This is a genomic window from Enterobacter sp. D2, from assembly GCF_034427575.1.
GTDB classification, from domain to species: domain Bacteria; phylum Pseudomonadota; class Gammaproteobacteria; order Enterobacterales; family Enterobacteriaceae; genus Enterobacter; species Enterobacter cloacae_M.
This window is the reverse complement of sequence record NZ_JAXQPP010000001.1, coordinates 806,781-829,669: the sequence shown is the minus strand read 5'-3', so window position 1 is coordinate 829,669 and position 22,889 is coordinate 806,781. Positions and strand designations below refer to the sequence as shown.

Here is a 22,889-nt window from a genome sequence, read left to right as displayed (position 1 = left end):
CTATCGACGGAATAAGCGCAAAATGCGTCGCTATTTATTGCGTTGATGCAAAACCACTGCAGGTAGAATTCATTCAACTCTGGAAACGGTGGAACTTGCGATGCAAACGTTAAAACGTGGCCTGGTGGCAACTTTCTTGCTGTTTAGCCCTCTGGTGCAGGCTGAAGGCTTACAGGATCGGCTGACGGCTTTTTTTGCTGAAAAGCTGGCGGGCTTTAGCGATGAGGTTAACGTTACCGTGCGCACCCCACCGAATCTGTACCCGACCTGTGACCAACCGTCATTCAGCGTGACGGGAACCACCCGGCTGTGGGGAAATGTGAACGTGCTGGCACGCTGCGCGAACGAAAAACGCTATTTACAGGTTGCAGTTCAGGCGACGGGCAATTATGTTGTCGCCGCCGTACCCATTGCGCGCGGCAGCGTGCTGCAGACGAACAGCGTGACGTTAAAGCGCGGCCGTCTGGATCAGCTGCCTCCACGTACCATGCTGGAAATGAACCAGGCACAGGACGCCGTCAGCCTGCGTGATGTCGCCCCTGGCCAGCCGATACAGCTCTCCATGCTGCGTCAGTCGTGGCGGGTAAAAGCGGGTCAACAGGTGATGGTGGTGGCCAACGGAGATGGCTTTAGCATCAACAGTGAAGGGAAAGCGTTAAACAATGCCGCGGTGGCGCAAAACGCCCGCGTCAGAATGTCCTCAGGCCAGGTGGTGAGCGGAACCGTCGATTCTGATGGGAATATTCTGATTAACCTATAATCTTTTTAAAGATTTCGCGGCGCGTGCCGATAAATATTCCACTAATGATGATGTCAGGCGCAAACGCCGCGAACCCTCGATGAGGACAACACTATGAGCATTGATCGTACATCAGCCCTGAAGCCGGTAAGCGCTGTACAACCTCGCGAAACGAATGACGCTCCTGCGCAGAAAACGCGTCTGGAAAAACCGTCAACATCCAACAGCACCAGCGTGACCCTGAGCGACGCGCAGGCAAAACTGATGCAGCCAGGCAGCAACGATATCAATATGGAACGTGTTGAAGCGCTGAAAACGGCTATTCGTAACGGTGAGCTGAAAATGGACACCAGCAAGATTGCTGATGCCCTGATTCAGGAAGCACAGAGTTTCTTACAGAGTAACTAACCGTATGAGTCGACTGTCAGAAATACTGGATCAAATGACGGTTGTTCTTAACGACCTGAAAACGGTAATGGACGCTGAACAGCAGCATCTCTCTTCCGGTCACATCAACGGCAGCGCGCTGCAGCGTATTACTGAAGATAAGAGTTCGCTACTGGCGACGCTGGATTATCTGGAGCAGCAGCGCCGCGCTGAGCAGGATCCTAAGCGTAGCGCCAATGACGATATTATTGAGCGCTGGCAAACCATTACCGAAAAAACCCAGCACCTGCGCGACCTTAACCAGCACAACGGCTGGCTACTGGAAGGTCAGATTGAGCGTAATCAGCAGGCGCTTGAGGTATTGAAACCGCATAAAGAAACCGGACTGTACGGTGCGGATGGTCAAACAGCGACTGCGCGTATTGCGGGAGTTAAAAAGATTTCGATTTGACGCCTGGGCGACAAATCATGCAGCGGGGAGCACCATAAGGTGAACTCCCCTTTTGGCGTTTATGCCGTACGGCGGGCAAACTCTTTCACTTTGAACCCCAGCACCGCGAGCGTGGCAAAGTAAGCCACGACCCCGACGCCTACCACGGCCATCAGCCGCATCAGACGATAAGGCATAGTGCCGAGGGACCACTCCGGCATCACGTACATCATGCCGAGAAGCGCCGCCGACATCACCAGTACCGCAACGATCAGACGTACCAGGAAACTTCCCCACCCCGGCTGCGGCGTAAAGATATCCTGCTTGCGCAGCTGCCAGTACAGCAGCCCGGCATTCAGACAGGCCGCCAGACCAATAGACAGCGACAGGCCAGCATGCTTCAGCGGACCAATAAACGCCAGGTTCATCAGCTGGGTCATAATCAGCGTCACGATGGCAATTTTCACCGGCGTTTTGATGTCCTGACGCGAGTAGAACCCGGGCGCCAGCACCTTGACGACGATCAGCCCCATCAAGCCGACCGAGTAGGCAATCAGCGCGCGCTGGGTCATGGCGGCATCAAAGGCGGTGAATTTCCCGTACTGGAAGAGCGACACCGTCAGCGGTTTGGCCAGAATGCCCAGCGCCACCGCGCTTGGCAGGGCCAGCAGGAAGCAGAGACGTAAACCCCAGTCCATCAGGCGGCAATATTCATCATGGTTGCCGCTGGCAAAACTTTTCGACAGCGACGGCAGCAGGATGGTCCCCAGCGCCACGCCCAGCACCCCGGACGGGAACTCCATCAGACGGTCAGCGTAGTACATCCAGGAAACCGAGCCGGACACGAGGAAAGAGGCAAAAATGGTGTTGATGATAAGCGAGATCTGGCTGACGGAGACGCCGAGAATAGCGGGCCCCATCTGCCTGATCACGCGCATCGCCCCGGCATCTTTGAGATTGATGCGCGGCAGCACCAGCATGCCGATTTTTTTCAGATGCGGCAGCTGGTACGCCAGCTGCAGCACGCCGCCGACGGTAACCGCCCAGGCCAGCGCCAGCACCGGCGGGTTGAAGTGCGGCGCGGCGAACAGGGCAAAACCGATCATGCTGACGTTGAGAAACGTTGGCGCAAACGCCGGAACAGAGAAGCGGTTCCAGGTGTTCAGGATCGCCCCCACCAGCGAGGCCAGCGAGATGAGCAGAATATAGGGGAAAGTAATGCGCAGCAGCTGCGAGGTCAGCGCAAATTTGTCAGCCGTATCGGCAAAACCGGGCGCGGTCACCATAATCACCCACGGCGCGGCCAGCATCCCGAGTACGGTCACCACCGCCAAAGCCAGCGTCAGCAGCCCGGAGACATAAGAGACAAAGACGCGCGTCGCGTCTTCGCCCTGCTTGCTTTTATATTCCGCCAGAATAGGTACGAATGCCTGGGAAAACGCCCCTTCAGCAAAAATACGACGCAGCAGGTTTGGCAATTTGAACGCGACGAAAAAGGCGTCCGTGGCCATCCCTGCACCAAATACCCTTGCCACAATGGCGTCGCGCGCAAAACCCAGCACGCGGGAAAACATGGTCATCGAGCTGACGGCCGCCAGCGATTTTAATAAGTTCATTAACGTGAATTTCCAGAACCATACGGATTTGTAGGCCAGATTAGCGTAAGCGCCACCCGGCAAAGCCAACAAGCGGCGCTTAGTCTAACCGGATTTCAACGAATTACTATCCGCAGATGTTACAGCGAGTTATTCGCTCATGGCATCGCGCCAGAGCCTTTCCACAATGCGCTGCGCCAGAATGGCCTGCTCGCCGGACGTTTCAGGAACCGTCTGATTTTGCACGCAGGTGATAAAGTGACGGGCGCATCCTGCGAAACCGCGCTGCTCGAGTGTGCTCTGCCAGCCTGGCGCCGGCAGCGTCACCACGCCGTTGCCCTTCTCTTCCCGCCACTCGCGCATGTCCGTAATGTCGTACAGCGCGCCGTCGGTCACCGCCTGCACGGATTCACGCTGACTTCCCGCCCGACGGTGCATGCTGGTGGTAATCTGAAGATGCTCAACGGCAAAGTGGTGCTCCGCGTAGACCATCTCCCCCTGGTCATTCGTTAACAGGGTACCGCTTTTCAGCAGCGCTTCGCCGTTGCTCAGCCACAGCGCCGTATCCACAACGTGCAGATAATCATCCAGAAGGGTGAAACGCAGATCGTTTGGCCCAATGCTGTCGGTGCGGTGCTTATCCATCCGCAGCGAGGCAAGCGTGCCCGACTGTGCCTTCAGCTGCTGGTAAAGCGGTGCGAAGCGGCGGTTGAAGCCCACCATCAGCGTCAGTTTTTTGCGCGCCGCCAGCTCAATCAGCCGTTCGGCATCCTGAACATTTTCCGCCAGCGGCTTATCCACGCAGACGTGAACCCCCGCATTGAGCAGCTCGCTCACCACCTGATAGTGGGTTGCCGTTGAGGTATGCACAAAAACCGCATCACACTCGCGGGCCAGATCCTGCAGTGAGGCGGCATACGGAATGCGCCAGGTTTCGCAGATACGTTCTGCCTTTTCTCGGGTGGGTGACCATGCCCCTTGCAGGGTCCAGTCCGTCGCCGCACCTAATACAGGCAGCCAGGCTTTTTGCGCGATGCCGCCGAGCCCCACCACGCCTACGCGTAATTTTTTCACCGTCAGTCTCCCAGATGTGCCAGCAATGCGTCCAGACGCTGTTTCAGCCCGGCGACCTCTTCTTCCAGCGCCTCTACGCGCGCGGCAAGAGTGTCATTGCTTGCTGCGTCGCTCTCCACGGTTGCGACATCGACGTCGCCGCTGAACAGGTGCATATAGCGGCTTTCACGTTTGCCCGGCTCGCGCGCCAGACGCACCACATATGGGCCGTCTTCGCGTGAGGCCAGCCCTTCCAGGGTCTGCTCGACCTCCTGCATATCGCTGAACTCATGCATGCGCGAAGCGCGCGTGCGCAGTTCTCCCGGCGTCTGCGCTCCGCGCAGCAACAGCGTAGTGATGACCGCCACTTCCGCACTGCTCAGCTTCAGGTCGCCAAATTCGGAGTTACAAAAGCGCTGTTCGTATTTGGTCACGCGGTTGCCGAAGCCGCTGACGGTGCGCAGATAGTGGCGTTTTACCAGCGCATCCAGCACGTCCTGAACCTCATGCTCGCTGAGGTTCATCACCGGCTCGCGGTTGGTTTTCTGGTTGCAGGCCATGGTCACGGCATTGACGGAGAGCGGATACTGCTCCGGCGTGGTGACCTGTTTTTCGAGTAAGCACCCAATTACGCGCGCTTCGGTACCGTTTAGCTGATACTTCATCTTTTCTCCTTAACGACCTGCGGTCCAGTCCCGGGTGGTTAACGCCGTCAGAACGTGGTCGCGCCACTCTCCGTCTATCAGCAGATAGTCTTTGGCGTAACCCTCTTTCTCGAACCCTAAGCGCGCCAGCAAATTGCCGCTGCGCTGATTGTGCGGCATATAGTTCGCCATGATGCGATGGATATGCTGCGTGCGTTGCATATAGCGGATCGCCACCGTTAACGCCTCGTACATCAGCCCCTGCCCCTGCCATTTCTGGCCGATGGAGTAGCCAAGGTAGCAGGCGTGAAAAGACCCACGCACCACGTTTGAAAAATTAGCGATCCCGATAATCTCTTTCTCTTCAGGATCCAGCAGCGCGAAATAAAACGCGCTGCCCTGCTTGTGAAATTCCGTAATCATGCTGAGGCGCGCCTGCCAGCCGGAAGGGTAACAATGGCTCTCATCCCGAACGGGTTCCCAGGGTTTTAAAAACTGGCGATTCTCGGCGTAATAATCCGCCAGACGCCAGGCATCACGCTCATGCACCAGACGAACGACCAGCCTGTCCGTTGTCAGACGCACTTTTGGCACATTACTGCGATAGCCAAACATCGATACCACTCCTTCCCGTCACTTCTGCTGACCCATTAGCTTTACTATACCTGCGCCTGCGCCGTCTGTGAAAACAGTGACATACCATTTTGCCCTCTTTTCATTATTTTCGATGAGAACTCTCTATCAAAGCACCCTTTTGATAAAAAAATATTGTCACGCCCAGGGGTGGGAAAAAACGCGGCGACACCGCAGAATGTTAGCGTGCTCACCTTCTTATTTTCCCTGGAGGGAAAATGTCCCGCGTATCACAGGCCAGGAGCCTGGGTAAATATTTCCTGCTCGTCGATAACATGCTGGTTGTGCTCGGCTTTTTTGTCGTTTTTCCGCTGATATCGATCCGCTTTGTCGATCAGATGGGCTGGGCGGCATTAATGGTTGGCATTGCCCTGGGGTTACGCCAGTTTGTCCAGCAGGGCCTGGGCGTCTTTGGCGGGGCCATTGCCGACCGCTTTGGCGCTAAACCGATGATCGTTACCGGTATGCTGCTGCGCGCGGCAGGTTTTGCCACGATGGCGGTCGCCCAGGAGCCCTGGCTGCTCTGGTTCTCCTGTTTCCTCTCCGGTATCGGCGGCACGCTGTTCGATCCGCCGCGCACCGCGCTGGTGGTGAAGCTTATTCGCCCTCAGCACCGCGGCCGTTACTTCTCGATTCTGATGATGCAGGACAGTGCCGGGGCGGTTATCGGCGCCCTGCTGGGAAGCTGGCTGCTGCAGTATGACTTCCGTCTGGTCTGCGCCGCTGGGGCGGTGCTTTTTATTCTGTGCGCGCTGTTTAATGGCCTGTTCCTGCCCGCCTGGAAACTGTCGACGGTCAAAGCGCCGGTCCGGGAAGGGCTTGGCCGCGTCCTGCGCGACAGGCGTTTTGTCACCTATGTGTTGACCCTGACGGGATACTACATGCTGGCTGTGCAGGTCATGCTGATGCTGCCGATCATGGTTAACGACATTGCTGGCACGCCTGCAGCCGTTAAATGGATGTACGCCATCGAAGCCTGCCTGTCGTTAACGCTGCTCTATCCGATTGCCCGCTGGAGCGAACGGCGTTTTCGTCTGGAGCATCGCCTGATGACCGGGCTGTTCCTGATGACGCTGAGCATGATGCCGATCGGTCTGGTGAACTCTCTCCAGCAGCTGTTTACGCTGATTTGCACGTTCTATATTGGCTCAATCATCGCCGAGCCTGCCCGTGAAACGCTGAGCGCCTCGCTTGCGGATGCGCGTGCGCGCGGCAGCTATATGGGTTTCAGCCGGCTGGGGCTAGCGCTTGGCGGCGCATTAGGTTACGCCGGTGGCGGCTGGTTGTTTGATGCCGGCAAAGCGTTTAACCAGCCCGAACTTCCGTGGATGATGCTCGGCGCGGTGGGCTTTATGACGCTCCTTGCCCTGTGGTGGCAGTTCAGCCAGAAACGCAGCGCGAGCGGGATGCTCGAGCCTGGCGCGTAGCCTTTCCCTCGGGCGGGAGCTACTCCCGCCCCACTTCTCAGTTTTTTCTGCTGGTTTCTGCCAATTCACACTGACATACTGGCGCAACAGGACAGAAGCGCCGATTTTTCGTTGAGGAACACTATGAAGAAAATTGTCTTTGCCGTGGCATTAGTTGTCAGCGGCCTGCTGGTTGGCTGTAACCAGCTCACGCAATATACCGTCAGTGAACAGGAAATTAATCAGGCGCTGGAAAAACATAACAATTTCTCTAGAGACATTGGCGTGCCGGGTCTGGCAGACGCCCATATCGTCCTCACAAACCTGACCAGCCAGATCGGTCGTGAAGAGCCAAACAAAGTCACCCTTGCCGGTGATGCGGATCTCGATATGTCCTCCCTCTTTGGCAATCAGAAAGCCAACATCAAGCTCAAGCTGAAGGCACTCCCTGTTTTCAATAAAGAGAAAGGGGCAATTTTCCTGCAGGAGATGGAAGTCGTCGATGCGCAGGTGTCGCCGGACAAGATGGCACCGGTTCTGCAAACCCTGATGCCCTATCTCAACCAGTCGCTGCGAAATTACTTTAACCAGCAGCCCGCGTACGTCTTAAGCGAAGACAAAAGCAAGGGTGAAGCTCTGGCGAAAAAATATGCAAAAGGTATAGAGGTGAAACCGGGAGAAATTATCATTCCTTTCACCGATTAACCTGAAGGGCGCTGTGGCGCCCTTTTTTTTACGGAAAAGTGTGCAAACGAAAACGTTTCCGCTTATGATTTGTGTCCGGCAAAAACAGCCATCCTTATGACTGATTCCTGACAAGCCGGAGCTTCCATGACTGCACAACCCCAGGTTCTTAAAATCCGCCGCCCTGACGACTGGCATATCCATCTGCGTGATGGCGATATGCTGAAAACCGTCGTGCCTTATACCAGCGAAATTTATGGCCGCGCGATTGTCATGCCTAACCTGGTTCCACCAGTCACCACCGTCGATGCCGCGATTGCCTATCGCCAGCGCATCCTGGATGCCGTTCCTGCGGGACACGATTTTACCCCGCTGATGACCTGCTATCTTACCGACTCGCTGGATCCGAACGAAGTGGAGCGCGGGTTTAACGAAGGCGTATTTACGGCGGCGAAACTCTACCCGGCAAATGCCACCACCAACTCCAGCCACGGCGTCACCAGCATTGATGCCATCATGCCGGTTCTGGAACGTATGCAGAAACTGGGCATGCCGCTGCTGGTCCATGGTGAAGTCACGCATGCCGAGATTGACATCTTCGACCGTGAAGCCCGCTTTATCGAGACCGTGATGGAGCCTCTGCGCCAGCGCCTGCCCGCGCTTAAAGTGGTCTTTGAGCATATCACCACCAAAGACGCGGCAGAGTATGTGCGCGACGGCAACGATCTTATCGCCGCCACCATTACGCCACAGCACCTGATGTTTAACCGTAACCACATGCTGGTGGGCGGGGTGCGTCCTCACCTGTACTGTCTGCCTATTCTCAAGCGCAACATCCACCAGCAGGCGCTGCGCGAGCTGGTTGCCAGCGGGTTCTCCCGCGCGTTCCTCGGCACCGATTCCGCACCTCACGCCCGCCACCGCAAAGAGGCGAGCTGCGGCTGTGCAGGCTGCTTCAACGCCCCAACGGCACTGGCCAGCTACGCGACCGTCTTTGAAGAGATGAACGCGCTCGAACATTTTGAAGCGTTCTGCTCCCTTAACGGCCCGCGCTTCTACGGCCTGCCGGTCAACGACACCTTCATCGAACTGGAGCGTAAAGCGAGCCACGTTGAGGAGTCCATTGCGCTGACGGATGACACGCTGATCCCATTCCTGGCGGGCGAAACCGTTAACTGGACGGTAAAACGTTAAAAAATCAATGCCCCTTGTTGTCAAACCGATAATATACCTGTATAAATAAACAGTATATTACACAGGGGGCATTTATGCGTATTGAAGTCACCATAGCCAAAACAACTGTTCTACCTGCCGGCGCGCTTGATGCACTGGCAGGCGAATTATCCCGCCGTATTAACAACACCTTTCCCGACAACGCGGGTGCCGTAACGGTGCGTTACGCCGCGGCGAACAACCTCTCCGTCATTGGTGCTGCGAAAGAAGATAAAGATCGCATCAGCGAAATCCTGCAGGAAACGTGGGAAAGCGCAGACGACTGGTTTATCGCAGATTAACACTGCTCCCTCATTGTGTTTTTTTGCCGGGTCGCCCCGGCTTTTTTTTGTCTAAAAATCCTGCAAGTTCAAATTAATTCGGCATCTTCTTTAAAAATCGTGAACGAGATGGTGTTTTATTGTTCGAACAATCCTAAAAAGCAGAAAAATGTGTTGCCACCTGTTTATTTTTCCCGTTGGAACCCTTATTACTTGGTATACTGAAGATGCTTTCAGAAAAACATGCATTGAACCTCAAAGCCGTTGTCTTCTAACACGCATTAAGGGGGTTATAATGGAAAAGAATAGTGAAGTGATCCAGACCCATCCACTGGTTGGCTGGGATATCAGTACCGTAGATAGCTACGATGCGCTGATGCTGCGTTTGCACTACCAGACCCCGAATCAACTCAACCGTGAAGAAGCGGAAGTTGGACAGACGTTGTGGCTAACAACAGACGTCGCCCGTCAGTTTATTTCTATTTTAGAGGCAGGTATTGCAAAAATAGAATCTGGCGACTATCAGGAAAATGAGTATAAACGGCACTAAGCTTATGCCCACTTTTCTCTCTACAGGCACCCTCGCGGTGCCTTATTTATTTCTCCCTTGTCTAACCCCGCGTTGTTAATTACTCTGCTAACAAAACATCAGGTTACGAGATGCATATGAGATACGACTTAATCATTATTGGTAGCGGCTCCGTGGGTTCCGCTGCCGGTTATTACGCAACACAGGCAGGTCTGAAGGTCCTGATGATCGATGCCCACCTCCCTCCTCATTCGGAGGGTAGCCATCATGGCGATACCCGCCTCATCCGCCATGCGTATGGCGAAGGCGAGCGCTATGTCCCGCTGGTGCTTCGCGCCCAGACGCTGTGGGATGAACTGGCGAAACAGACCGAAGATCGCATTTTCGAACGTACCGGCGTCGTCAACCTGGGCCCGGCCCAGTCTGAATTTCTCGCAGGCGTCGAGCGCAGCGCGAAAGCCTTTAATCTGGACATTGAGAAGCTGGACGCGACGGGCATTACCGCACGCTGGCCTGAAATTACCGTCCCGGACGATTACATCGGCCTCTTTGAAGCCCACTCCGGCGTGCTGCATTGTGAAACGGCGATCAAAACCTGGATCGATCTTGCCGCGAAGGCCGGCTGTGCGCAGCTGTTTAATTGTCCAGTGGAGGCCATCACGCATGACGCTGATGGCGTCACGGTAACGACTCTTGACGGCGACTATTCAGCGTCCCGCCTGCTCGTCAGCGCAGGAACCTGGGTCACGCGCCTGCTGCAGGAACTGCCGATCCAGCCGGTGCGCAAGGTCTTCTCCTGGTTCCAGTCGGATGGCCGCTACAGCGCGCAGAATAAATTCCCGGCCTTCACCGGCGAATTGCCGAATGGCGATCAGTTCTACGGTTTCCCTTCCGAGAAAGACGCGCTGAAAATCGGTAAACACAACGGTGGCCAGGCTATCTCCACCCCTGAAGGGCGTAAGCCTTTCGGCGCCTTTCCGCAGGATGGTTCAGAAGCCTTCACGTTCCTGCGTACTATTCTTCCGGGCGTCGGCGGCTTGCTGTATGGCGCGGCCTGTACCTACGACAACACCCCGGATGAAGACTTTATCATTGATACGCTGCCGGGGCATGACAACGTCCTGCTGATTACCGGGCTGAGCGGCCACGGCTTTAAGTTTGCTTCCGTGCTGGGCGAGATCGCCGCACAGTTTGCCCAGGGCATCGCGCCGCAGTTTGATCTGACGCCCTTCTCACTCTCGCGTTTTAACGGATAATCCGCCACGGGCTCCGGAGGTTTCGGGGCCCGTTTCATTCACACTGCATTACGGGGCGTTATGCGCAGGATCGTTAACTTTCTGATGAATAATATTCGCGAGCATTTCATGCTCTACATCTTATTGTGGGCGCTGCTGGCCATTATTGATTTTGTTTACATTGTATTTTACTGAAAAGCCTTACTGACAATAATTGACGTTAATTTATCTTTATTGAAGCTCACCATTTCGCTTGCACGAAGAGATTGAATTAGCTTTAGCGATCCTTTTCAAAATTGCTGAAATAAATAAAATAAAAATTAATAGACAATTATTTCAGTTGCAATATCCCGCCTTCCCGTTCATTTTTACTTTCCGGTTAATTTGAAAATGGACATTCTGATGCAATTGCGTAACTCCTCCCGGCGCTACGGAATAATATCCATAGGTTTGCACTGGATATTTGCTCTTGCCGTCTACGGTATGTTTGGACTTGGACTCTGGATGGTCACGCTCAGCTATTATGACGGCTGGTATCACCAGGCACCGGAGTTACATAAAAGCATTGGCGTTCTCCTGATGATGGGGCTGATTTTTCGCGTAATCTGGCGACATGTTTCCCCTCCGCCCGCCGCGCCGAAGACTCACGGAAAAATAACCCGCCTGAGTGCGGTTGCCGCGCATATCGCGCTCTATGCGCTGCTCTTCGCCATTCTGATTAGCGGCTACCTTATCTCGACGGCGGACGGTAAGCCGATTAACGTTTTTGGCCTGTTCGAGGTTCCGGCAACGCTTAGCGATGCTGGGACGCAGGCCGACACGGCGGGGGTTGTTCACCTCTGGCTTGCGTGGAGCGTGGTGATCCTCTCCGTGCTGCACGGGCTTGCCGCCCTCAAACACCATTTTATTGATAAAGACGATACGCTAAAGCGCATGCTTGGCCGCTCGTCAGTTGACTCTGGAGCATAAAATGAAAAAACACCTGCTGGGTATCGCCCTGGGTTCTCTGTTATTCACCGCCGGTTCCGCCGTGGCGGCGGATTATAAGATTGATAAAGAGGGCCAGCACGCTTTCGTCAATTTCCGTATTCAGCACCTGGGCTACAGCTGGCTGTACGGCACCTTTAAGGATTTTGACGGCACGTTCACTTTTGACGAGAAAAATCCCGCGGCCGATAAAGTCAATGTGACGATTAATACGAACAGCGTCGACACGAACCACGCAGAGCGCGATAAACACCTGCGCAGTGGGGAGTTCCTCAACGTCGCGAAATTCCCGCAGGCGACCTTCACTTCTACTGAGGTGAAGAAAGACGGTGATAAACTGAATATTACCGGCAACCTGACGCTTAACGGCGTAACAAAACCGGTCACGCTTGATGCTAAATTACTGGGTCAGGGTGACGATCCGTGGGGCGGTAAACGCGCAGGTTTTGAAGCGGCGGGTAAAATTCACCTGAAAGATTTTAATATCACAACGGATTTAGGTCCGGCGTCTCAGGACGTTGAGCTGATTATTTCCGTTGAAGGTGTACAGCAGAAATCATAATAGATTCGCCCGGCAGGCTTTCGCCGTGCCGGGCGTTATTATCATTCCGGGTCAGGGATACCCAGTTTGGTATTCAGACGGCCGCGTGATTTATTGAAAATCTTGTTGCCGTTTTCACGTCCTGCGCGACGGCGACGCTGCTCTTCTTCCGGCAGGATGCTCTCTTCGCTGCACAGTTCGCTACAGCAGCCGTTAAACTTCTCGGCACAGGCCGGGCACTGAATGAACAGCAGATGACACCCGTCGTTTTTGCAGTTGGTGTGGGTATCGCACGGTGCGCCGCACTGGTGGCACTGGGCAATAACGTCTTCCGAGATACGCTCACCCATACGCTCGTCAAAGACAAAGTTTTTCCCGATAAAGCGCACCGGTAAACCCTGCTCGCGGGCGCGGCGGGCGTACTCGATAATGCCGCCTTCAATATGCCAGACCTTATTAAAGCCGTTGTGCTTCATCCACGCGCTGGCTTTCTCACAGCGGATACCGCCGGTGCAGTACATAACGATCTTTTTATCTTTATGTTCCTGCATCATCTCAACCGCTTTGGGCAGCTGCTCACGGAAGGTGTCGGCCGGGATTTCCATCGCGTTCTCGAAATGCCCCACTTCGTACTCATAGTGGTTACGCATATCAATGAACACGGCATCCGGATCGTCCAGCATCGCATTCACTTCCGCGGCCTTCAGATATTCACCGACATCCGCCGGGTTAAACTCGGGATCGTCGATACCGTCCGCCACGATGCGCTCACGCACCTTCATGCGCAGCACCCAGAAGGATTTCCCGTCATCGTCCAGAGCAATGTTCAGGCGCAAGCCGTCGAGGGCCGGATCGAACTGATAAAGCACGTCGCGGAAGGCGCTGACTTTGCTTTCCGGTACGCTAATTTGCGCGTTAATGCCTTCACGGGCAAGGTAGACGCGGCCGAAGACATTCAGGGCCGTGAACGCCTGATAAAGCGCATCGCGGGTCGCCTGCGGATCGTCGATCGTGAAGTATTTATAGAAAGAGATGGTTGTGCGCGGTTCGGTTTCAGCCAACATACGCGCTTTCAACATCTCATTCGACACGCGGTTGTGTAACACTGGCATGGTGTACAGTCCTGGAATCGTTAGAGAGAATTAAAAATCGGTCGGCATCATATAGCAAACAAAACCAATTTACATCCACACAATTTACGCTACATTTCACACACCCTGATTAATCAGGCTTAACAATTGCTGTATTCGTGCACGCTTCGAAAGCAGATATTTTGGCTATGTCTCAAAAAATGAGACACTAGCAAAACAGGACGTTTGAACACAGGAAAGACATGACCCAGTTACCAAAATTTACTGCCGCCCTTTTGCATCCCCGCTATTGGTTGACCTGGCTTGGCATCGGCTTTTTATGGCTTCTGGTACAGCTTCCCTACCCTGTTATTTTTCGGTTGGGTAAGTTTCTGGGCCGTTTCGCACAGCTGTTTATGAAGCGTCGCGCCAGAATTGCGTACCGCAATCTTGAGCTCTGTTTTCCGCAGATGAGCGAGCCAGAGCGTCACGATATGGTCGCGAAGAATTTCGAATCCGTCGGGATGGGGCTTATGGAGACCGGCATGGCGTGGTTCTGGCCGGACAAACGCATGGCCCGCTGGAGCGAGGTGACGGGAACCGGCATGGAGCCTGTGCATACGCTTCAGGCCAACCAGACGGGCGTTTTGCTGATCGGCGTCCATTTCCTGACGCTGGAAATCGGGGCGCGCATGTTCGGCATGCAGGCGCCGGGCATTGGCGTTTATCGTCCTAACGATAACCCGGTCATCGATTTAATCCAGACCAACGGCCGCATGCGCTCCAACAAAAGCATGATCGACCGTAAGGATCTGAAGGGGATGATCCGCGCGCTGAAATCCGGCGAAGTGGTCTGGTATGCCCCCGACCACGACTATGGCCCACAGGCCAGCGTATTTGTTCCCTTCTTCGCCGTTGAAGAGGCCGCCACAACGACCGGTACCTGGATGCTGGCGCGGATGTCTAAAGCTGCCATCGTGCCTTTCGTCCCTCGCCGTAAGCCGGATGGTTCAGGCTACGAGCTGATGATGCTGGAGCCGGAGCTTGCGCCGCCGCTCGACGATGCGGAAACCACCGCACGCTGGATGAACAGCGTTGTGGAGAAGTGCATCATGCTGGCGCCCGAGCAGTACATGTGGCTGCACCGCCGCTTTAAAACGCGGCCACAAGGCACGCCGTCCCGCTATTAATCCTCATGCGGTCCTCAGGGCCGCATGCCGTTTTAGCTTTAAAAGCTCCTCGTCATTGCGGCAATCATAACCCCGGCGCATAATTAGCAGGCTTATTACTTTATGCTTCAGGTGCTCTGCACCTCATTATGCGGATAGTTATGTCACCCTCAGATGCCCCCATAAACTGGAAGCGTAACCTCGCGGTTGCGTGGCTTGGCTGTTTTCTTACCGGCGCGGCCTTTAGCCTGGTTATGCCCTTCCTGCCGCTCTACGTCGAACAGCTAGGCGTGACGGGCCACAGCGCGCTCAATATGTGGTCCGGTCTGGTATTCAGCATCACGTTTCTCTTTTCCGCGATGGCCTCGCCCTTCTGGGGCGGCCTTGCCGATCGCAAGGGGCGGAAAATTATGCTGCTGCGTTCGGCGCTGGGGATGGCCATTATCATGGCGCTGATGGGCGTGGCGCAGAACGTCTGGCAGTTTCTGATCCTGCGCGCGCTGCTGGGCCTGTTGGGTGGATTTATTCCCAACGCGAATGCCCTGATTGCCACGCAAATTCCCCGCCATAAAAGCGGCTGGGCGCTGGGCACGCTCTCAACCGGTGGCGTGAGCGGTGCTCTGCTTGGACCGCTGGCCGGGGGATTACTGGCGGATAACTACGGCCTGCGCCCGGTCTTCTTTATCACCGCCAGCGTGTTGTTCCTGTGCTTTATCGTCACCCTGCTCTGTATCCGGGAAAACTTCACGCCTGTCGCCAAAAAAGAGATTCTCCACGCCAGAGAGGTGCTGACCTCGCTCAAAAATCCCAGACTGGTGCTGAGCCTGTTCGTGACGACAATGATTATCCAGGTGGCTACCGGGTCGATTGCCCCTATTCTGACGCTGTACGTTCGCGACCTGGCGGGTAACGTCAGCAATATTGCGTTCATCAGCGGACTGATTGCCTCCGTACCCGGCGTGGCGGCGCTGCTGAGCGCCCCGAGACTGGGTAAACTGGGAGACCGGGTGGGTCCGGAGAAAATCCTGATCTCCGCGCTGGTGATCTCCGTCCTGCTGCTTATCCCGATGTCGATGGTGCAGGCTCCGTGGCAGCTGGGCTTACTTCGCTTTTTGCTGGGAGCCGCCGACGGCGCGTTGCTTCCCGCCGTACAGACCCTGCTGATTTACAACTCAACGAACCAGATTGCCGGGCGTATTTTCAGCTATAACCAGTCATTCCGCGATATCGGTAACGTCACCGGACCGCTGCTCGGAGCCGGGATCTCAGCCAGCTTCGGTTTTCGCGCCGTCTTTATCGTGACGGCGGGCGTCGTGTTGTTCAATGCCATTTATTCATGGTTCAGTTTATCCCGCGCGCTGCGGCCCGTGACGGAATAAGACGAACGCCTGACAGCTTATTTTCGCATTCATACTTGCAGAATCTTATATTCAGCTATTCTTTCCCTGAAACCTTCTGGAAAACAGGGAGACACCAATGACCATGTACGCCACGCTGGAAGAAGCTATTGATGCCGCTCGTGAAGAGTTCCTCGCCGACAACCCCGGCGTTGAAGAAGAAGATGCTGACGTGCAACAGCTTAATATCCAAAAATACGTTCTGCAGGATGGAGATATTATGTGGCAGGCCGAATTCTTTGCCGATGAAGGTGAAGAAGGGGAATGTTTGCCGATATTAAGTGGTGAAGGTGCGCAGGCCGTCTTTGATGGCGACTATGACGAAATCGAACTTCGGCAGGAATGGCTGGAAGAGAACACCCTGCACGAGTGGGATGAGGGTGAGTTTCAGCTTGAGCCGCCGCTGGATACGGAAGAAGGTCAAACCGCAGCCGATGAGTGGGACGAGCGTTAATTTACGCTATTCGTAAGGGCCGTGGCTGGCGTCGATCGGCAGCAACAGCGTGTCGAAAATCAGCGAGAACGGCAGATCGAGCACGGTCAGGTAGCGCCATGCGGAATCACGAAGATCCCATTTCACGCCCGGGTAATACTGATTTCCGTGGCCTTGCCCTGGAATGGTGCGACTGATGATACTGCCGCAGCCGCTGAGCAGGCATGCCACCATAACGACGATGATTATTCTCATCTTTAACCTCTAAAAAAATACCGGCGATTAAGCCGGTATTTTATCTGGCGGGTGGCGATTCGCTTACCCGTCCCTTCTTAACAACTTACTTCGCCTTCAGCGCGAGCGGGTTCAGCTTCACGTCCTTATAGTAATTCACCCACGAAGAGTATTTCTCCGGAGCGGACCACACGCGGTAGTGAAGACGCGCCATTGTCACCGGGTCGCTCAACAGCACCAGACGACGGTCGCGGTTGAGTTTTTCCGGGGTCTCGTTAAGCGCCTGCTCAACGTGACGATCGCGGGCAATCTCAAGCACCTGGCTGGCGCGGTGACGCGCCGTCGCCATTGCCGTTGCCAGGGCGTTGAATGACGGGTTAAACACGGCGTGCATGAAGCCGTCATCCAGCGAGCGACTGCGGTTCTGTTCCAGGTAACGATCGGTATCCACCAGCACCTGCGGCGGGGAATATTCTTCCGGGATCAGGAAGAGTTTCCAGCGTTTGGTTCGCAGCCCCACCGTTGAACGGCTGGAAATCACGGACACAAACGGCGACAGGATCAGCGAGAAGACAATCGGTGCCAGCCAGAACAGGAAGCGCAGATCCAGCCAGGCCATCCCGGCCGCCCACACCAGACCCAGCAGCAGCTGAGAGCCGTGTCGCATAAAGGCTTCTCCCCACGGCGTGGAGTCATCGTCACGCTGCGGCGAGTTCCAGACCACTTCCCAGCCCAGGAACGCACTGACCACAAACACGGTGTGGAACAGCATACGTACCGGCGCCAGCAGGACGGAGAACAGCACTTCCAGCAGCAGTGAAAGGGTTACGCGGAAGAAACCGCCGTACTCTTTCGAGCCTTTGCACCAGATCAGAATGATACTGAGCAGCTTAGGCAGGAACAGCAGCACCATGGTGGAAGCAAACAGCGCAATCGCCAGCTCCGGACGCCACTGCGGCCACACCGGGAACAGCTGCCGCGGTTGCAGGAAGTATTGCGGCTCCGTCAGGGCATGAACCACCTGTAAGGCAGTCGACAGCGCCAGGAACATAAACCACAGCGGTGCAGAGAGATAGGACATCACGCCGGTCAGGAATACCGCACGGTGAACCGGGTGCATCCCTTTTACCAGGAACAGGCGGAAGTTCATCAGGTTACCATGACACCAGCGGCGGTCACGCTTGAGCTCGTCCAGAAGGTTCGGCGGCAGCTCTTCGTACGATCCCGGCAGGTCGTAGGCAATCCAGACGCCCCAGCCAGCACGACGCATCAGCGCCGCTTCTACGAAGTCGTGCGACAGAATAGAACCGGCAAACGAACCCTCACCCGGCAGCGGCGCCAGCGCACAGTGCTCAATGAACGGCTTCACGCGGATAATGGCGTTGTGGCCCCAGTAGTGCGATTCACCCAACTGCCAGAAGTGCAGACCCGCCGTAAACAGCGGCCCGTAAACACGGGTGGCGAACTGCTGGCAGCGCGCATACAGCGTGTCCATACCGGACGCTTTTGGCGAAGACTGAATGATACCCGCGTTAGGGTTGGCTTCCATCAGGCGCACCAGACCGCTCAGGCAGTCTCCGCTCATGACGGAGTCAGCATCCAGCACCACCATGTAGCTGTACTGGTTACCCCAGCGACGGCAGAAGTCATCGATGTTACCGCTTTTACGCTTCACGCGACGACGGCGGCGGCGGTAGAAGATCTGGCCTTTGCCCTGCACTTCTGCAATCAGCTCCATCCACGCTTTTTGTTCCGCAACGCAGATATCCGGGTTGTAGCTGTCGCTCAGGATGTAAACGTCGAAATGCTCCGCGTTGCCGGTCGCCTTCACGGACTCCCAGGTCGCACGCAGGCCCGCAAATACGCGGTCAACGTCTTCGTTACAGATAGGCATAATCAGCGCGGTACGGTGCTCGGGATTGAGGGGTTCATCCCCGACCGTTGACGCTGAAATGCTGTATTTGTCACGCCCCATGAGCAGCTGCAGGAAGCCCATCAGCGCGGTCCAGAAACCGGCCGAGACCCAGCAGAAGAGGACCGCGAACAGCAGGAGAATGCCACTCTGCAGGATATACGGCAGCAGCTGCATGAAGGAGACCCAGAGATCCTGGCCCATCATGTCCGTCGGATTGATAAACGCCCAGCCTTGGTAAGGCAGGATAGTTTTCATGTACCAGGTTGCGACGACCGTCTGCGCAAGCGTCAGAAGCAGCAGGATATAGCGACGGATTGTCCCGACGGTACGCCATTTCTGTTCGGACGCCTGCTCTTCTTTCGTCAGGCGCGACAGATAGCGCGGCGTCACATCACGCCCGCGCAGGCGATCCCAGAAGCGACCCACCGGGTTGGTGCGCCATGGATCGGGGAACATAGAGGAACGCGTAGCCTTCGGCATCGCCTGAAGCTGATCGCGTCCTTCATCGTCTTTAATCAACTGCCCTTCCGCCAGCGAGTCCGGCCAGGCCTGCTCCAGACGCGCCTTGACTGACCCAAGCGGCGTATCATCATCACGGGAAAACGTATGATGTTCACCATCCAGCGCGGTGTGAACCGCGCGGATGTCGCTCTTTGGCAGTGCCGCTTTTTCGATATCCGTCAGCGGCATGGCATCAATATATTCAGATGTATTATTCATTGGCAGGTAGCTGATAGCTCCAGGTTTCACTCAGCGGCTGATCGTTACTGACCAGCGCAGCACGCATTTCTGTGGTCTGTTTCGGATCTTTCACTTTCACGCGCAGGGTCAGACGCCAGCCTTTGGTTACCGGGTTGTAACGCACGGTATTCTCAACGATTTCACCGTTATCACCGATGCTGGCCTGAGCGGCAACGGCGGTGTCCGGTGACAGTTTCTTCATATCCTGGCCTGTGAAGTCCACGACAAACGCCACGGTACCGTCAGGCTGACGGATAAGATTAGACTGCTTCACATCACCCGTTGAGCGGCGAGTCTGCATTACATACGCGTTATCCGGCGCATGCAGCTTATCTTCGTCGCGGCTGAAGGTAATGGTGTACTTGAAGTTCATCTCTTTACCGGCTTCCGGCAGCTGATCCGGCGTCCAGTAAGCGACGATGTTATCGTTGGTTTCGTCGTTGGTTGGAATTTCTACCAGCTCGACCTTACCTTTACCCCAGTCACCGTTTGGCGTGACCCAGGCGCTTGGACGCTGGTCATAGCGATCGTCCAAATCTTCAAAGCGGGAGAACTGACGACCACGCTGCAGCAGGCCAAAACCTTGCGGGTTTTCCATTGCGAAGCTGCTAACCGCCAGATGTTTCGGGTTATTCAGCGGACGCCAGATCCACTCACCGTTACCGGCATGAATAGACAGACCGTTGGAGTCATGCAGTTCCGGGCGGAAGTTGGTTGCCGGTGACGGCTGGTTCGGCCCGAACAGGAACATACTGGTCAACGGCGCAACGCCCAGCTTGCCCACTTTATCACGCAGGTAAACCTTGGACTGCACGTCAACTACCGTGTCACGACCCGGCATAATCACAAAGCGATAGGCACCGGTTGCACGCGGGGAATCCAGGAGTGCATAAATGGTCAGACGCTTATCCGTTGGTTTTGGACGTTCAATCCAGAACTCACGGAAACGTGGGAACTCTTCACCTGATGGCAGCGCGGTATCAATAGCCAGACCGCGCGCAGAAAGCCCGTACACCTGCCCCGCGCCAATGACGCGGAAATAGCTGGCTCCAAGCATGCTGACGATTTCGTCATTTTTATCTTTGCTGTTGATTGGGTAAAGCACCTTAAAGCCTGCGAAGCCCAGGTCTTTCACCGTATCTTTGTCGTGTTGCACATTGCCAAAATTGAAGTAATCCGGGCTGTACTTGATCTTACGTACCGCGGTTGCCGTCACTTCATTGATGGCAACAGGCGTGTCGAAGTACATACCCTGATGATAAAATTCAAGCTTGAACGGGGTTTTAATATTGCTCCAGTACGCTTTGTCGTGATTGAACTGGATCTGCTGATAGTCCGCATACTTCATGTCGCGGAAAACGGAGGGCAAGTTACTTTTCGGCGCTTCGTAGCTCTTGCCTGCCATCGATTTTGCCTGTTTTGCGACATCGTCGATGTTAAAGGCCAGTGCCGATGAGGTATACAGTGATAACACCACTGCAGCACCCAACCAACGCATTTTCTTCATCTGTGGTTTATGTTTCATAATAAGTAAGCACTTCCCCCTTTGTGTGCTTATATCGATCCGATCCATTTTAATGGAAACTCAGGCAATCCGACAACATTATCACTGCTTTGTTCAGCTGCTGGCTCAGGGAATAAGCAAATGAAAGAACCCGCTATTCACTTTGCGTGCTTATCCTGGAGACAGGGTGTCGGTCTTGGTGTAGGGTTGGCTTCGAATGTAACCATTATGAGTCTTAGGGATAAGACGAAAAGTCTGAGAATGCACAACGTTATATGAGCACAACACCAACAGAACGTGAATATTTCCTCGACTCGATCAGGGCCTGGCTGATGCTATTGGGGATCCCCTTTCACATTTCACTGATTTACTCCAGCCACACCTGGCATGTGAATAGCCAGATGCCCTCCTGGTGGCTGACGCTGTTTAATGACTTTATTCACGCCTTCCGTATGCAGGTGTTCTTCGTCATATCCGGCTATTTTTCTTACATGCTGTTTCTGCGATACCCGCTCAAGCGCTGGTGGAAAGTGCGCGTAGAGCGCGTGGGGATCCCCATGCTGACCGCAATTCCACTGCTGACGCTGCCTCAGTTCATTATGTTGCAATACGTCAAAGGCAAAGCGGAGAACTGGCCAAATCTGTCGCTGTATGAAAAGTACAATACGCTGGTCTGGGAGCTGGTGTCTCACCTGTGGTTCCTGCTGGTCCTGGTGGTGCTCACAACGGTGAGCCTGTTGATTTTCAGCCGCCTGCGCCACCGTCTGAGTACAAAAGCCGACACCTTCTTCGCCAACGTTACGATGGGCAAATTGTCAGTGCTCTTCTTGCTGTTGGGGATTGCCTATGCGGCCGTGCGCCGAACGCTGCTTATCGTCTACCCGCCGATTTTGAGCGACGGGTTATTTAATTTTGTGGTGATGCAGTCCCTGTTCTACATTCCGTTCTTTTTAATCGGCGCGCTGGCCTTTATTCATCCGAAGCTTAAATCGCTGTTTGTCACCCCGTCACCGTGGTGCGCGCTGGGGGCAAGCCTCGCGTTCGCGGCCTATCTGCTGAATCAGCGCTACGGCAGCGGCGATGCCTGGATGTATGAAACGGAAAGCGTGATCACTATGCTGCTTGGGCTGTGGATGGTGAACGTGGTATTCGCGCTGGGCCACCGCTTGCTGAACTTTAAGTCCAGTCGCGTGACCTACTTCGTTAATGCGTCACTGTTTATCTATCTGGTGCATCATCCGTTGACGCTTTTCTTCGGGGCTTACATCACACCGCACATCGCCTCCAACACGCTGGGTTTTTTTACCGGGCTGGTGTTTGTTGTAGGGGTAGCAATCGTACTCTACGAAATCCATCTGCGGATCCCGCTCCTGCGCTTCCTCTTTTCAGGAAAACCACAGGCAAAAGCCTCATAAATCACGCGGCGCATCCGATGCGCCGCGTTTGCATCAGCTCTCCAGTTCTTGTCTGCGCTGAGTCAGAAGCCGCTGATAAAGATGCGTGGTGTCGTCGTCGAAACAGACAAAAATCACCTTCTCTGGCAGCGGTTTTAACGACAAATAGCGGTAAACCGTTTCTACGGCAATCGTTGCGGCAGCGGCCTTAGGGTAACCATACACGCCTGTGCTGATGGCCGGAAACGCCATCGTTTTATAACCATTGTCGGCAGCCAGTCGCAGACAGTTCCGGTAAGCCTCTTCCAGAATACTCGCTTCGTGCTGATCCCCGCCATGCCAGACAGGCCCTACGGCGTGAATTACCGCTCTCGCAGGCAGATTGCCCGCCAGCGTAATCACCGCGTGACCGGGAGGACATTCGCCCTGCTGTTGGCGCACGGTTTTACAGGCTTCCAGCAGCTGCGGTCCGGCAGCCCGGTGGATAGCCCCGTCCACGCCGCCCCCTCCCATCAGGGATGGATTGGCCGCATTGACGATGACGTCGACGTGCACTGTCGTAATATCGCCATGAATAATTTCAATTTGCGGTTTCATAAAGCCCCTCTGCAACCCGCCATTTTCTTAAGTGTATCGCAGAGGAGACCGGGAGAAAAAACTATCAGAAAAAATCCTC

The 22,889-nt window shown here is 55.0% G+C and carries 25 protein-coding genes; 16 read left to right on the top strand and 9 right to left on the bottom strand.

Annotated elements, in window-relative coordinates; translation table 11 throughout:
- The first annotated feature begins 100 nt into the window (after positions 1-100).
- From flgA to flgN, 3 genes are all read left to right on the top strand, one after another.
- Positions 101-760: a flagellar basal body P-ring formation chaperone FlgA gene (gene flgA / locus SPG90_RS03925; RefSeq protein ID WP_023311134.1), complete on the top strand. Its 660-nt coding sequence runs from the start codon at positions 101-103 to the stop codon at positions 758-760.
- 93 nt (positions 761-853) lie between these two features.
- Positions 854-1,147 carry a flagellar biosynthesis anti-sigma factor FlgM gene (gene flgM, locus SPG90_RS03920; protein ID WP_023311133.1) on the top strand — a complete coding sequence of 98 codons (294 nt, stop codon included), beginning with the start codon at positions 854-856 and terminating at the stop codon, positions 1,145-1,147.
- Between the two features lie 4 nt (positions 1,148-1,151).
- On the top strand, positions 1,152-1,577 hold the full coding sequence (gene flgN / locus SPG90_RS03915; RefSeq protein ID WP_008500818.1) for a flagella biosynthesis chaperone FlgN: 426 nt from the start codon (positions 1,152-1,154) through the stop codon (positions 1,575-1,577).
- A gap of 59 nt (positions 1,578-1,636) precedes the next feature.
- Here flgN and murJ read toward each other — a convergent pair whose 3' ends face one another.
- The 4 genes from murJ to rimJ all read right to left on the bottom strand — a co-directional run bounded on the left by murJ (position 1,637) and on the right by rimJ (position 5,463).
- The gene (gene murJ, locus SPG90_RS03910) at positions 1,637-3,172 is read right to left on the bottom strand and encodes a murein biosynthesis integral membrane protein MurJ (protein WP_045357088.1); all 1,536 of its coding nucleotides are present in this window, start codon (positions 3,170-3,172) and stop codon (positions 1,637-1,639) included.
- 129 nt (positions 3,173-3,301) lie between these two features.
- Positions 3,302-4,225: a Gfo/Idh/MocA family oxidoreductase gene (locus SPG90_RS03905; protein WP_322407943.1), complete on the bottom strand. Its 924-nt coding sequence runs from the start codon at positions 4,223-4,225 to the stop codon at positions 3,302-3,304.
- 2 nt (positions 4,226-4,227) lie between these two features.
- A complete protein-coding gene (locus SPG90_RS03900; RefSeq protein WP_126304410.1) occupies positions 4,228-4,869 on the bottom strand; it encodes a YceH family protein in 642 nt (213 codons plus the stop codon).
- Positions 4,870-4,878: 9 nt separating this feature from the next.
- The gene (rimJ, locus tag SPG90_RS03895) at positions 4,879-5,463 is read right to left on the bottom strand and encodes a ribosomal protein S5-alanine N-acetyltransferase (RefSeq protein WP_008500822.1); all 585 of its coding nucleotides are present in this window, start codon (positions 5,461-5,463) and stop codon (positions 4,879-4,881) included.
- Between the two features lie 236 nt (positions 5,464-5,699).
- Between rimJ and mdtH the strand changes: the two genes are divergently transcribed.
- The 9 genes from mdtH to SPG90_RS03850 all read left to right on the top strand — a co-directional run bounded on the left by mdtH (position 5,700) and on the right by SPG90_RS03850 (position 12,377).
- Positions 5,700-6,908 carry a multidrug efflux MFS transporter MdtH gene (mdtH, locus tag SPG90_RS03890; RefSeq protein WP_322407942.1) on the top strand — a complete coding sequence of 403 codons (1,209 nt, stop codon included), beginning with the start codon at positions 5,700-5,702 and terminating at the stop codon, positions 6,906-6,908.
- A gap of 123 nt (positions 6,909-7,031) precedes the next feature.
- Positions 7,032-7,592 (top strand): lipoprotein, encoded by a 561-nt coding sequence (locus SPG90_RS03885; protein ID WP_126304414.1) that lies wholly within the window; start codon positions 7,032-7,034, stop codon positions 7,590-7,592.
- 126 nt (positions 7,593-7,718) lie between these two features.
- Positions 7,719-8,765, top strand: coding sequence for a dihydroorotase (gene pyrC, locus SPG90_RS03880; protein ID WP_023311125.1), 1,047 nt, complete (start codon positions 7,719-7,721; stop codon positions 8,763-8,765).
- 74 nt (positions 8,766-8,839) lie between these two features.
- The gene (gene dinI / locus SPG90_RS03875; RefSeq protein WP_126304417.1) at positions 8,840-9,085 is read left to right on the top strand and encodes a DNA damage-inducible protein I; all 246 of its coding nucleotides are present in this window, start codon (positions 8,840-8,842) and stop codon (positions 9,083-9,085) included.
- A gap of 274 nt (positions 9,086-9,359) precedes the next feature.
- Positions 9,360-9,614 carry a biofilm formation regulator BssS gene (gene bssS, locus SPG90_RS03870; protein ID WP_008500827.1) on the top strand — a complete coding sequence of 85 codons (255 nt, stop codon included), beginning with the start codon at positions 9,360-9,362 and terminating at the stop codon, positions 9,612-9,614.
- 116 nt (positions 9,615-9,730) lie between these two features.
- Positions 9,731-10,849 carry an N-methyl-L-tryptophan oxidase gene (gene solA, locus SPG90_RS03865; RefSeq protein WP_322407941.1) on the top strand — a complete coding sequence of 373 codons (1,119 nt, stop codon included), beginning with the start codon at positions 9,731-9,733 and terminating at the stop codon, positions 10,847-10,849.
- A gap of 60 nt (positions 10,850-10,909) precedes the next feature.
- Positions 10,910-11,023 carry a YceO family protein gene (locus SPG90_RS03860; protein ID WP_032639612.1) on the top strand — a complete coding sequence of 38 codons (114 nt, stop codon included), beginning with the start codon at positions 10,910-10,912 and terminating at the stop codon, positions 11,021-11,023.
- Positions 11,024-11,230: 207 nt separating this feature from the next.
- Positions 11,231-11,797 (top strand): cytochrome b, encoded by a 567-nt coding sequence (locus tag SPG90_RS03855; protein ID WP_045401937.1) that lies wholly within the window; start codon positions 11,231-11,233, stop codon positions 11,795-11,797.
- Between the two features lies 1 nt (position 11,798).
- Positions 11,799-12,377 (top strand): YceI family protein, encoded by a 579-nt coding sequence (locus tag SPG90_RS03850; RefSeq protein ID WP_045401851.1) that lies wholly within the window; start codon positions 11,799-11,801, stop codon positions 12,375-12,377.
- Between the two features lie 41 nt (positions 12,378-12,418).
- On the opposite strand, the gene SPG90_RS03845 is transcribed toward SPG90_RS03850, so the two are convergent.
- Positions 12,419-13,468 carry a rhodanese-related sulfurtransferase gene (locus SPG90_RS03845; protein ID WP_039261862.1) on the bottom strand — a complete coding sequence of 350 codons (1,050 nt, stop codon included), beginning with the start codon at positions 13,466-13,468 and terminating at the stop codon, positions 12,419-12,421.
- 221 nt (positions 13,469-13,689) lie between these two features.
- Between SPG90_RS03845 and SPG90_RS03840 the strand changes: the two genes are divergently transcribed.
- The 3 genes from SPG90_RS03840 to SPG90_RS03830 all read left to right on the top strand — a co-directional run bounded on the left by SPG90_RS03840 (position 13,690) and on the right by SPG90_RS03830 (position 16,446).
- Positions 13,690-14,616: a Kdo(2)-lipid IV(A) acyltransferase gene (locus SPG90_RS03840; RefSeq protein WP_023311120.1), complete on the top strand. Its 927-nt coding sequence runs from the start codon at positions 13,690-13,692 to the stop codon at positions 14,614-14,616.
- Between the two features lie 140 nt (positions 14,617-14,756).
- A complete protein-coding gene (gene mdtG / locus SPG90_RS03835; protein ID WP_045401848.1) occupies positions 14,757-15,974 on the top strand; it encodes a multidrug efflux MFS transporter MdtG in 1,218 nt (405 codons plus the stop codon).
- Between the two features lie 97 nt (positions 15,975-16,071).
- Positions 16,072-16,446, top strand: a complete 375-nt coding sequence (locus SPG90_RS03830; RefSeq protein WP_023311118.1) for a MysB family protein — start codon at positions 16,072-16,074, stop codon at positions 16,444-16,446.
- Positions 16,447-16,452: 6 nt separating this feature from the next.
- Here SPG90_RS03830 and SPG90_RS03825 read toward each other — a convergent pair whose 3' ends face one another.
- The 3 genes from SPG90_RS03825 to mdoG all read right to left on the bottom strand — a co-directional run bounded on the left by SPG90_RS03825 (position 16,453) and on the right by mdoG (position 20,840).
- A complete protein-coding gene (locus SPG90_RS03825; RefSeq protein ID WP_033145189.1) occupies positions 16,453-16,680 on the bottom strand; it encodes a YceK/YidQ family lipoprotein in 228 nt (75 codons plus the stop codon).
- Between the two features lie 85 nt (positions 16,681-16,765).
- The gene (mdoH, locus tag SPG90_RS03820) at positions 16,766-19,294 is read right to left on the bottom strand and encodes a glucans biosynthesis glucosyltransferase MdoH (protein ID WP_163353677.1); all 2,529 of its coding nucleotides are present in this window, start codon (positions 19,292-19,294) and stop codon (positions 16,766-16,768) included.
- Positions 19,287-20,840, bottom strand: coding sequence for a glucans biosynthesis protein MdoG (gene mdoG / locus SPG90_RS03815; protein ID WP_045357108.1), 1,554 nt, complete (start codon positions 20,838-20,840; stop codon positions 19,287-19,289). Before mdoG ends, mdoH begins: the two co-directional genes overlap by 8 nt.
- A 254-nt stretch (positions 20,841-21,094) precedes the next feature.
- Here mdoG and mdoC point away from each other — a divergent pair, with 254 nt between their 5' ends.
- Positions 21,095-22,234 (top strand): glucans biosynthesis protein MdoC, encoded by a 1,140-nt coding sequence (mdoC, locus tag SPG90_RS03810; RefSeq protein ID WP_023311114.1) that lies wholly within the window; start codon positions 21,095-21,097, stop codon positions 22,232-22,234.
- A gap of 33 nt (positions 22,235-22,267) precedes the next feature.
- Here mdoC and ymdB read toward each other — a convergent pair whose 3' ends face one another.
- Positions 22,268-22,810, bottom strand: a complete 543-nt coding sequence (ymdB, locus tag SPG90_RS03805) for an O-acetyl-ADP-ribose deacetylase (protein ID WP_023311113.1) — start codon at positions 22,808-22,810, stop codon at positions 22,268-22,270.
- Positions 22,811-22,889: the final 79 nt, after the last annotated feature.

Bases quoted from the DNA above. Each gene is read 5' to 3' on its own strand.
- flgA (WP_023311134.1), top strand. From the start codon at position 101: ATGCAAACGTTAAAACGTGGCCTGGTGGCAACTTTCTTGCTGTTTAGC.
- flgM (WP_023311133.1), top strand. From the start codon at position 854: ATGAGCATTGATCGTACATCAGCCCTGAAGCCGGTAAGCGCTGTACAA.
- flgN (WP_008500818.1), top strand. From the start codon at position 1,152: ATGAGTCGACTGTCAGAAATACTGGATCAAATGACGGTTGTTCTTAAC.
- murJ (WP_045357088.1), bottom strand. From the start codon at position 3,172: ATGAACTTATTAAAATCGCTGGCGGCCGTCAGCTCGATGACCATGTTT.
- SPG90_RS03900 (WP_126304410.1), bottom strand. From the start codon at position 4,869: ATGAAGTATCAGCTAAACGGTACCGAAGCGCGCGTAATTGGGTGCTTA.
- rimJ (WP_008500822.1), bottom strand. From the start codon at position 5,463: ATGTTTGGCTATCGCAGTAATGTGCCAAAAGTGCGTCTGACAACGGAC.
- mdtH (WP_322407942.1), top strand. From the start codon at position 5,700: ATGTCCCGCGTATCACAGGCCAGGAGCCTGGGTAAATATTTCCTGCTC.
- SPG90_RS03885 (WP_126304414.1), top strand. From the start codon at position 7,032: ATGAAGAAAATTGTCTTTGCCGTGGCATTAGTTGTCAGCGGCCTGCTG.
- pyrC (WP_023311125.1), top strand. From the start codon at position 7,719: ATGACTGCACAACCCCAGGTTCTTAAAATCCGCCGCCCTGACGACTGG.
- dinI (WP_126304417.1), top strand. From the start codon at position 8,840: ATGCGTATTGAAGTCACCATAGCCAAAACAACTGTTCTACCTGCCGGC.
- bssS (WP_008500827.1), top strand. From the start codon at position 9,360: ATGGAAAAGAATAGTGAAGTGATCCAGACCCATCCACTGGTTGGCTGG.
- solA (WP_322407941.1), top strand. From the start codon at position 9,731: ATGAGATACGACTTAATCATTATTGGTAGCGGCTCCGTGGGTTCCGCT.
- SPG90_RS03860 (WP_032639612.1), top strand. From the start codon at position 10,910: ATGCGCAGGATCGTTAACTTTCTGATGAATAATATTCGCGAGCATTTC.
- SPG90_RS03855 (WP_045401937.1), top strand. From the start codon at position 11,231: ATGCAATTGCGTAACTCCTCCCGGCGCTACGGAATAATATCCATAGGT.
- SPG90_RS03850 (WP_045401851.1), top strand. From the start codon at position 11,799: ATGAAAAAACACCTGCTGGGTATCGCCCTGGGTTCTCTGTTATTCACC.
- SPG90_RS03845 (WP_039261862.1), bottom strand. From the start codon at position 13,468: ATGCCAGTGTTACACAACCGCGTGTCGAATGAGATGTTGAAAGCGCGT.
- SPG90_RS03840 (WP_023311120.1), top strand. From the start codon at position 13,690: ATGACCCAGTTACCAAAATTTACTGCCGCCCTTTTGCATCCCCGCTAT.
- mdtG (WP_045401848.1), top strand. From the start codon at position 14,757: ATGTCACCCTCAGATGCCCCCATAAACTGGAAGCGTAACCTCGCGGTT.
- SPG90_RS03830 (WP_023311118.1), top strand. From the start codon at position 16,072: ATGACCATGTACGCCACGCTGGAAGAAGCTATTGATGCCGCTCGTGAA.
- SPG90_RS03825 (WP_033145189.1), bottom strand. From the start codon at position 16,680: ATGAGAATAATCATCGTCGTTATGGTGGCATGCCTGCTCAGCGGCTGC.
- mdoH (WP_163353677.1), bottom strand. From the start codon at position 19,294: ATGAATAATACATCTGAATATATTGATGCCATGCCGCTGACGGATATC.
- mdoG (WP_045357108.1), bottom strand. From the start codon at position 20,840: ATGAAACATAAACCACAGATGAAGAAAATGCGTTGGTTGGGTGCTGCA.
- mdoC (WP_023311114.1), top strand. From the start codon at position 21,095: ATGAGCACAACACCAACAGAACGTGAATATTTCCTCGACTCGATCAGG.
- ymdB (WP_023311113.1), bottom strand. From the start codon at position 22,810: ATGAAACCGCAAATTGAAATTATTCATGGCGATATTACGACAGTGCAC.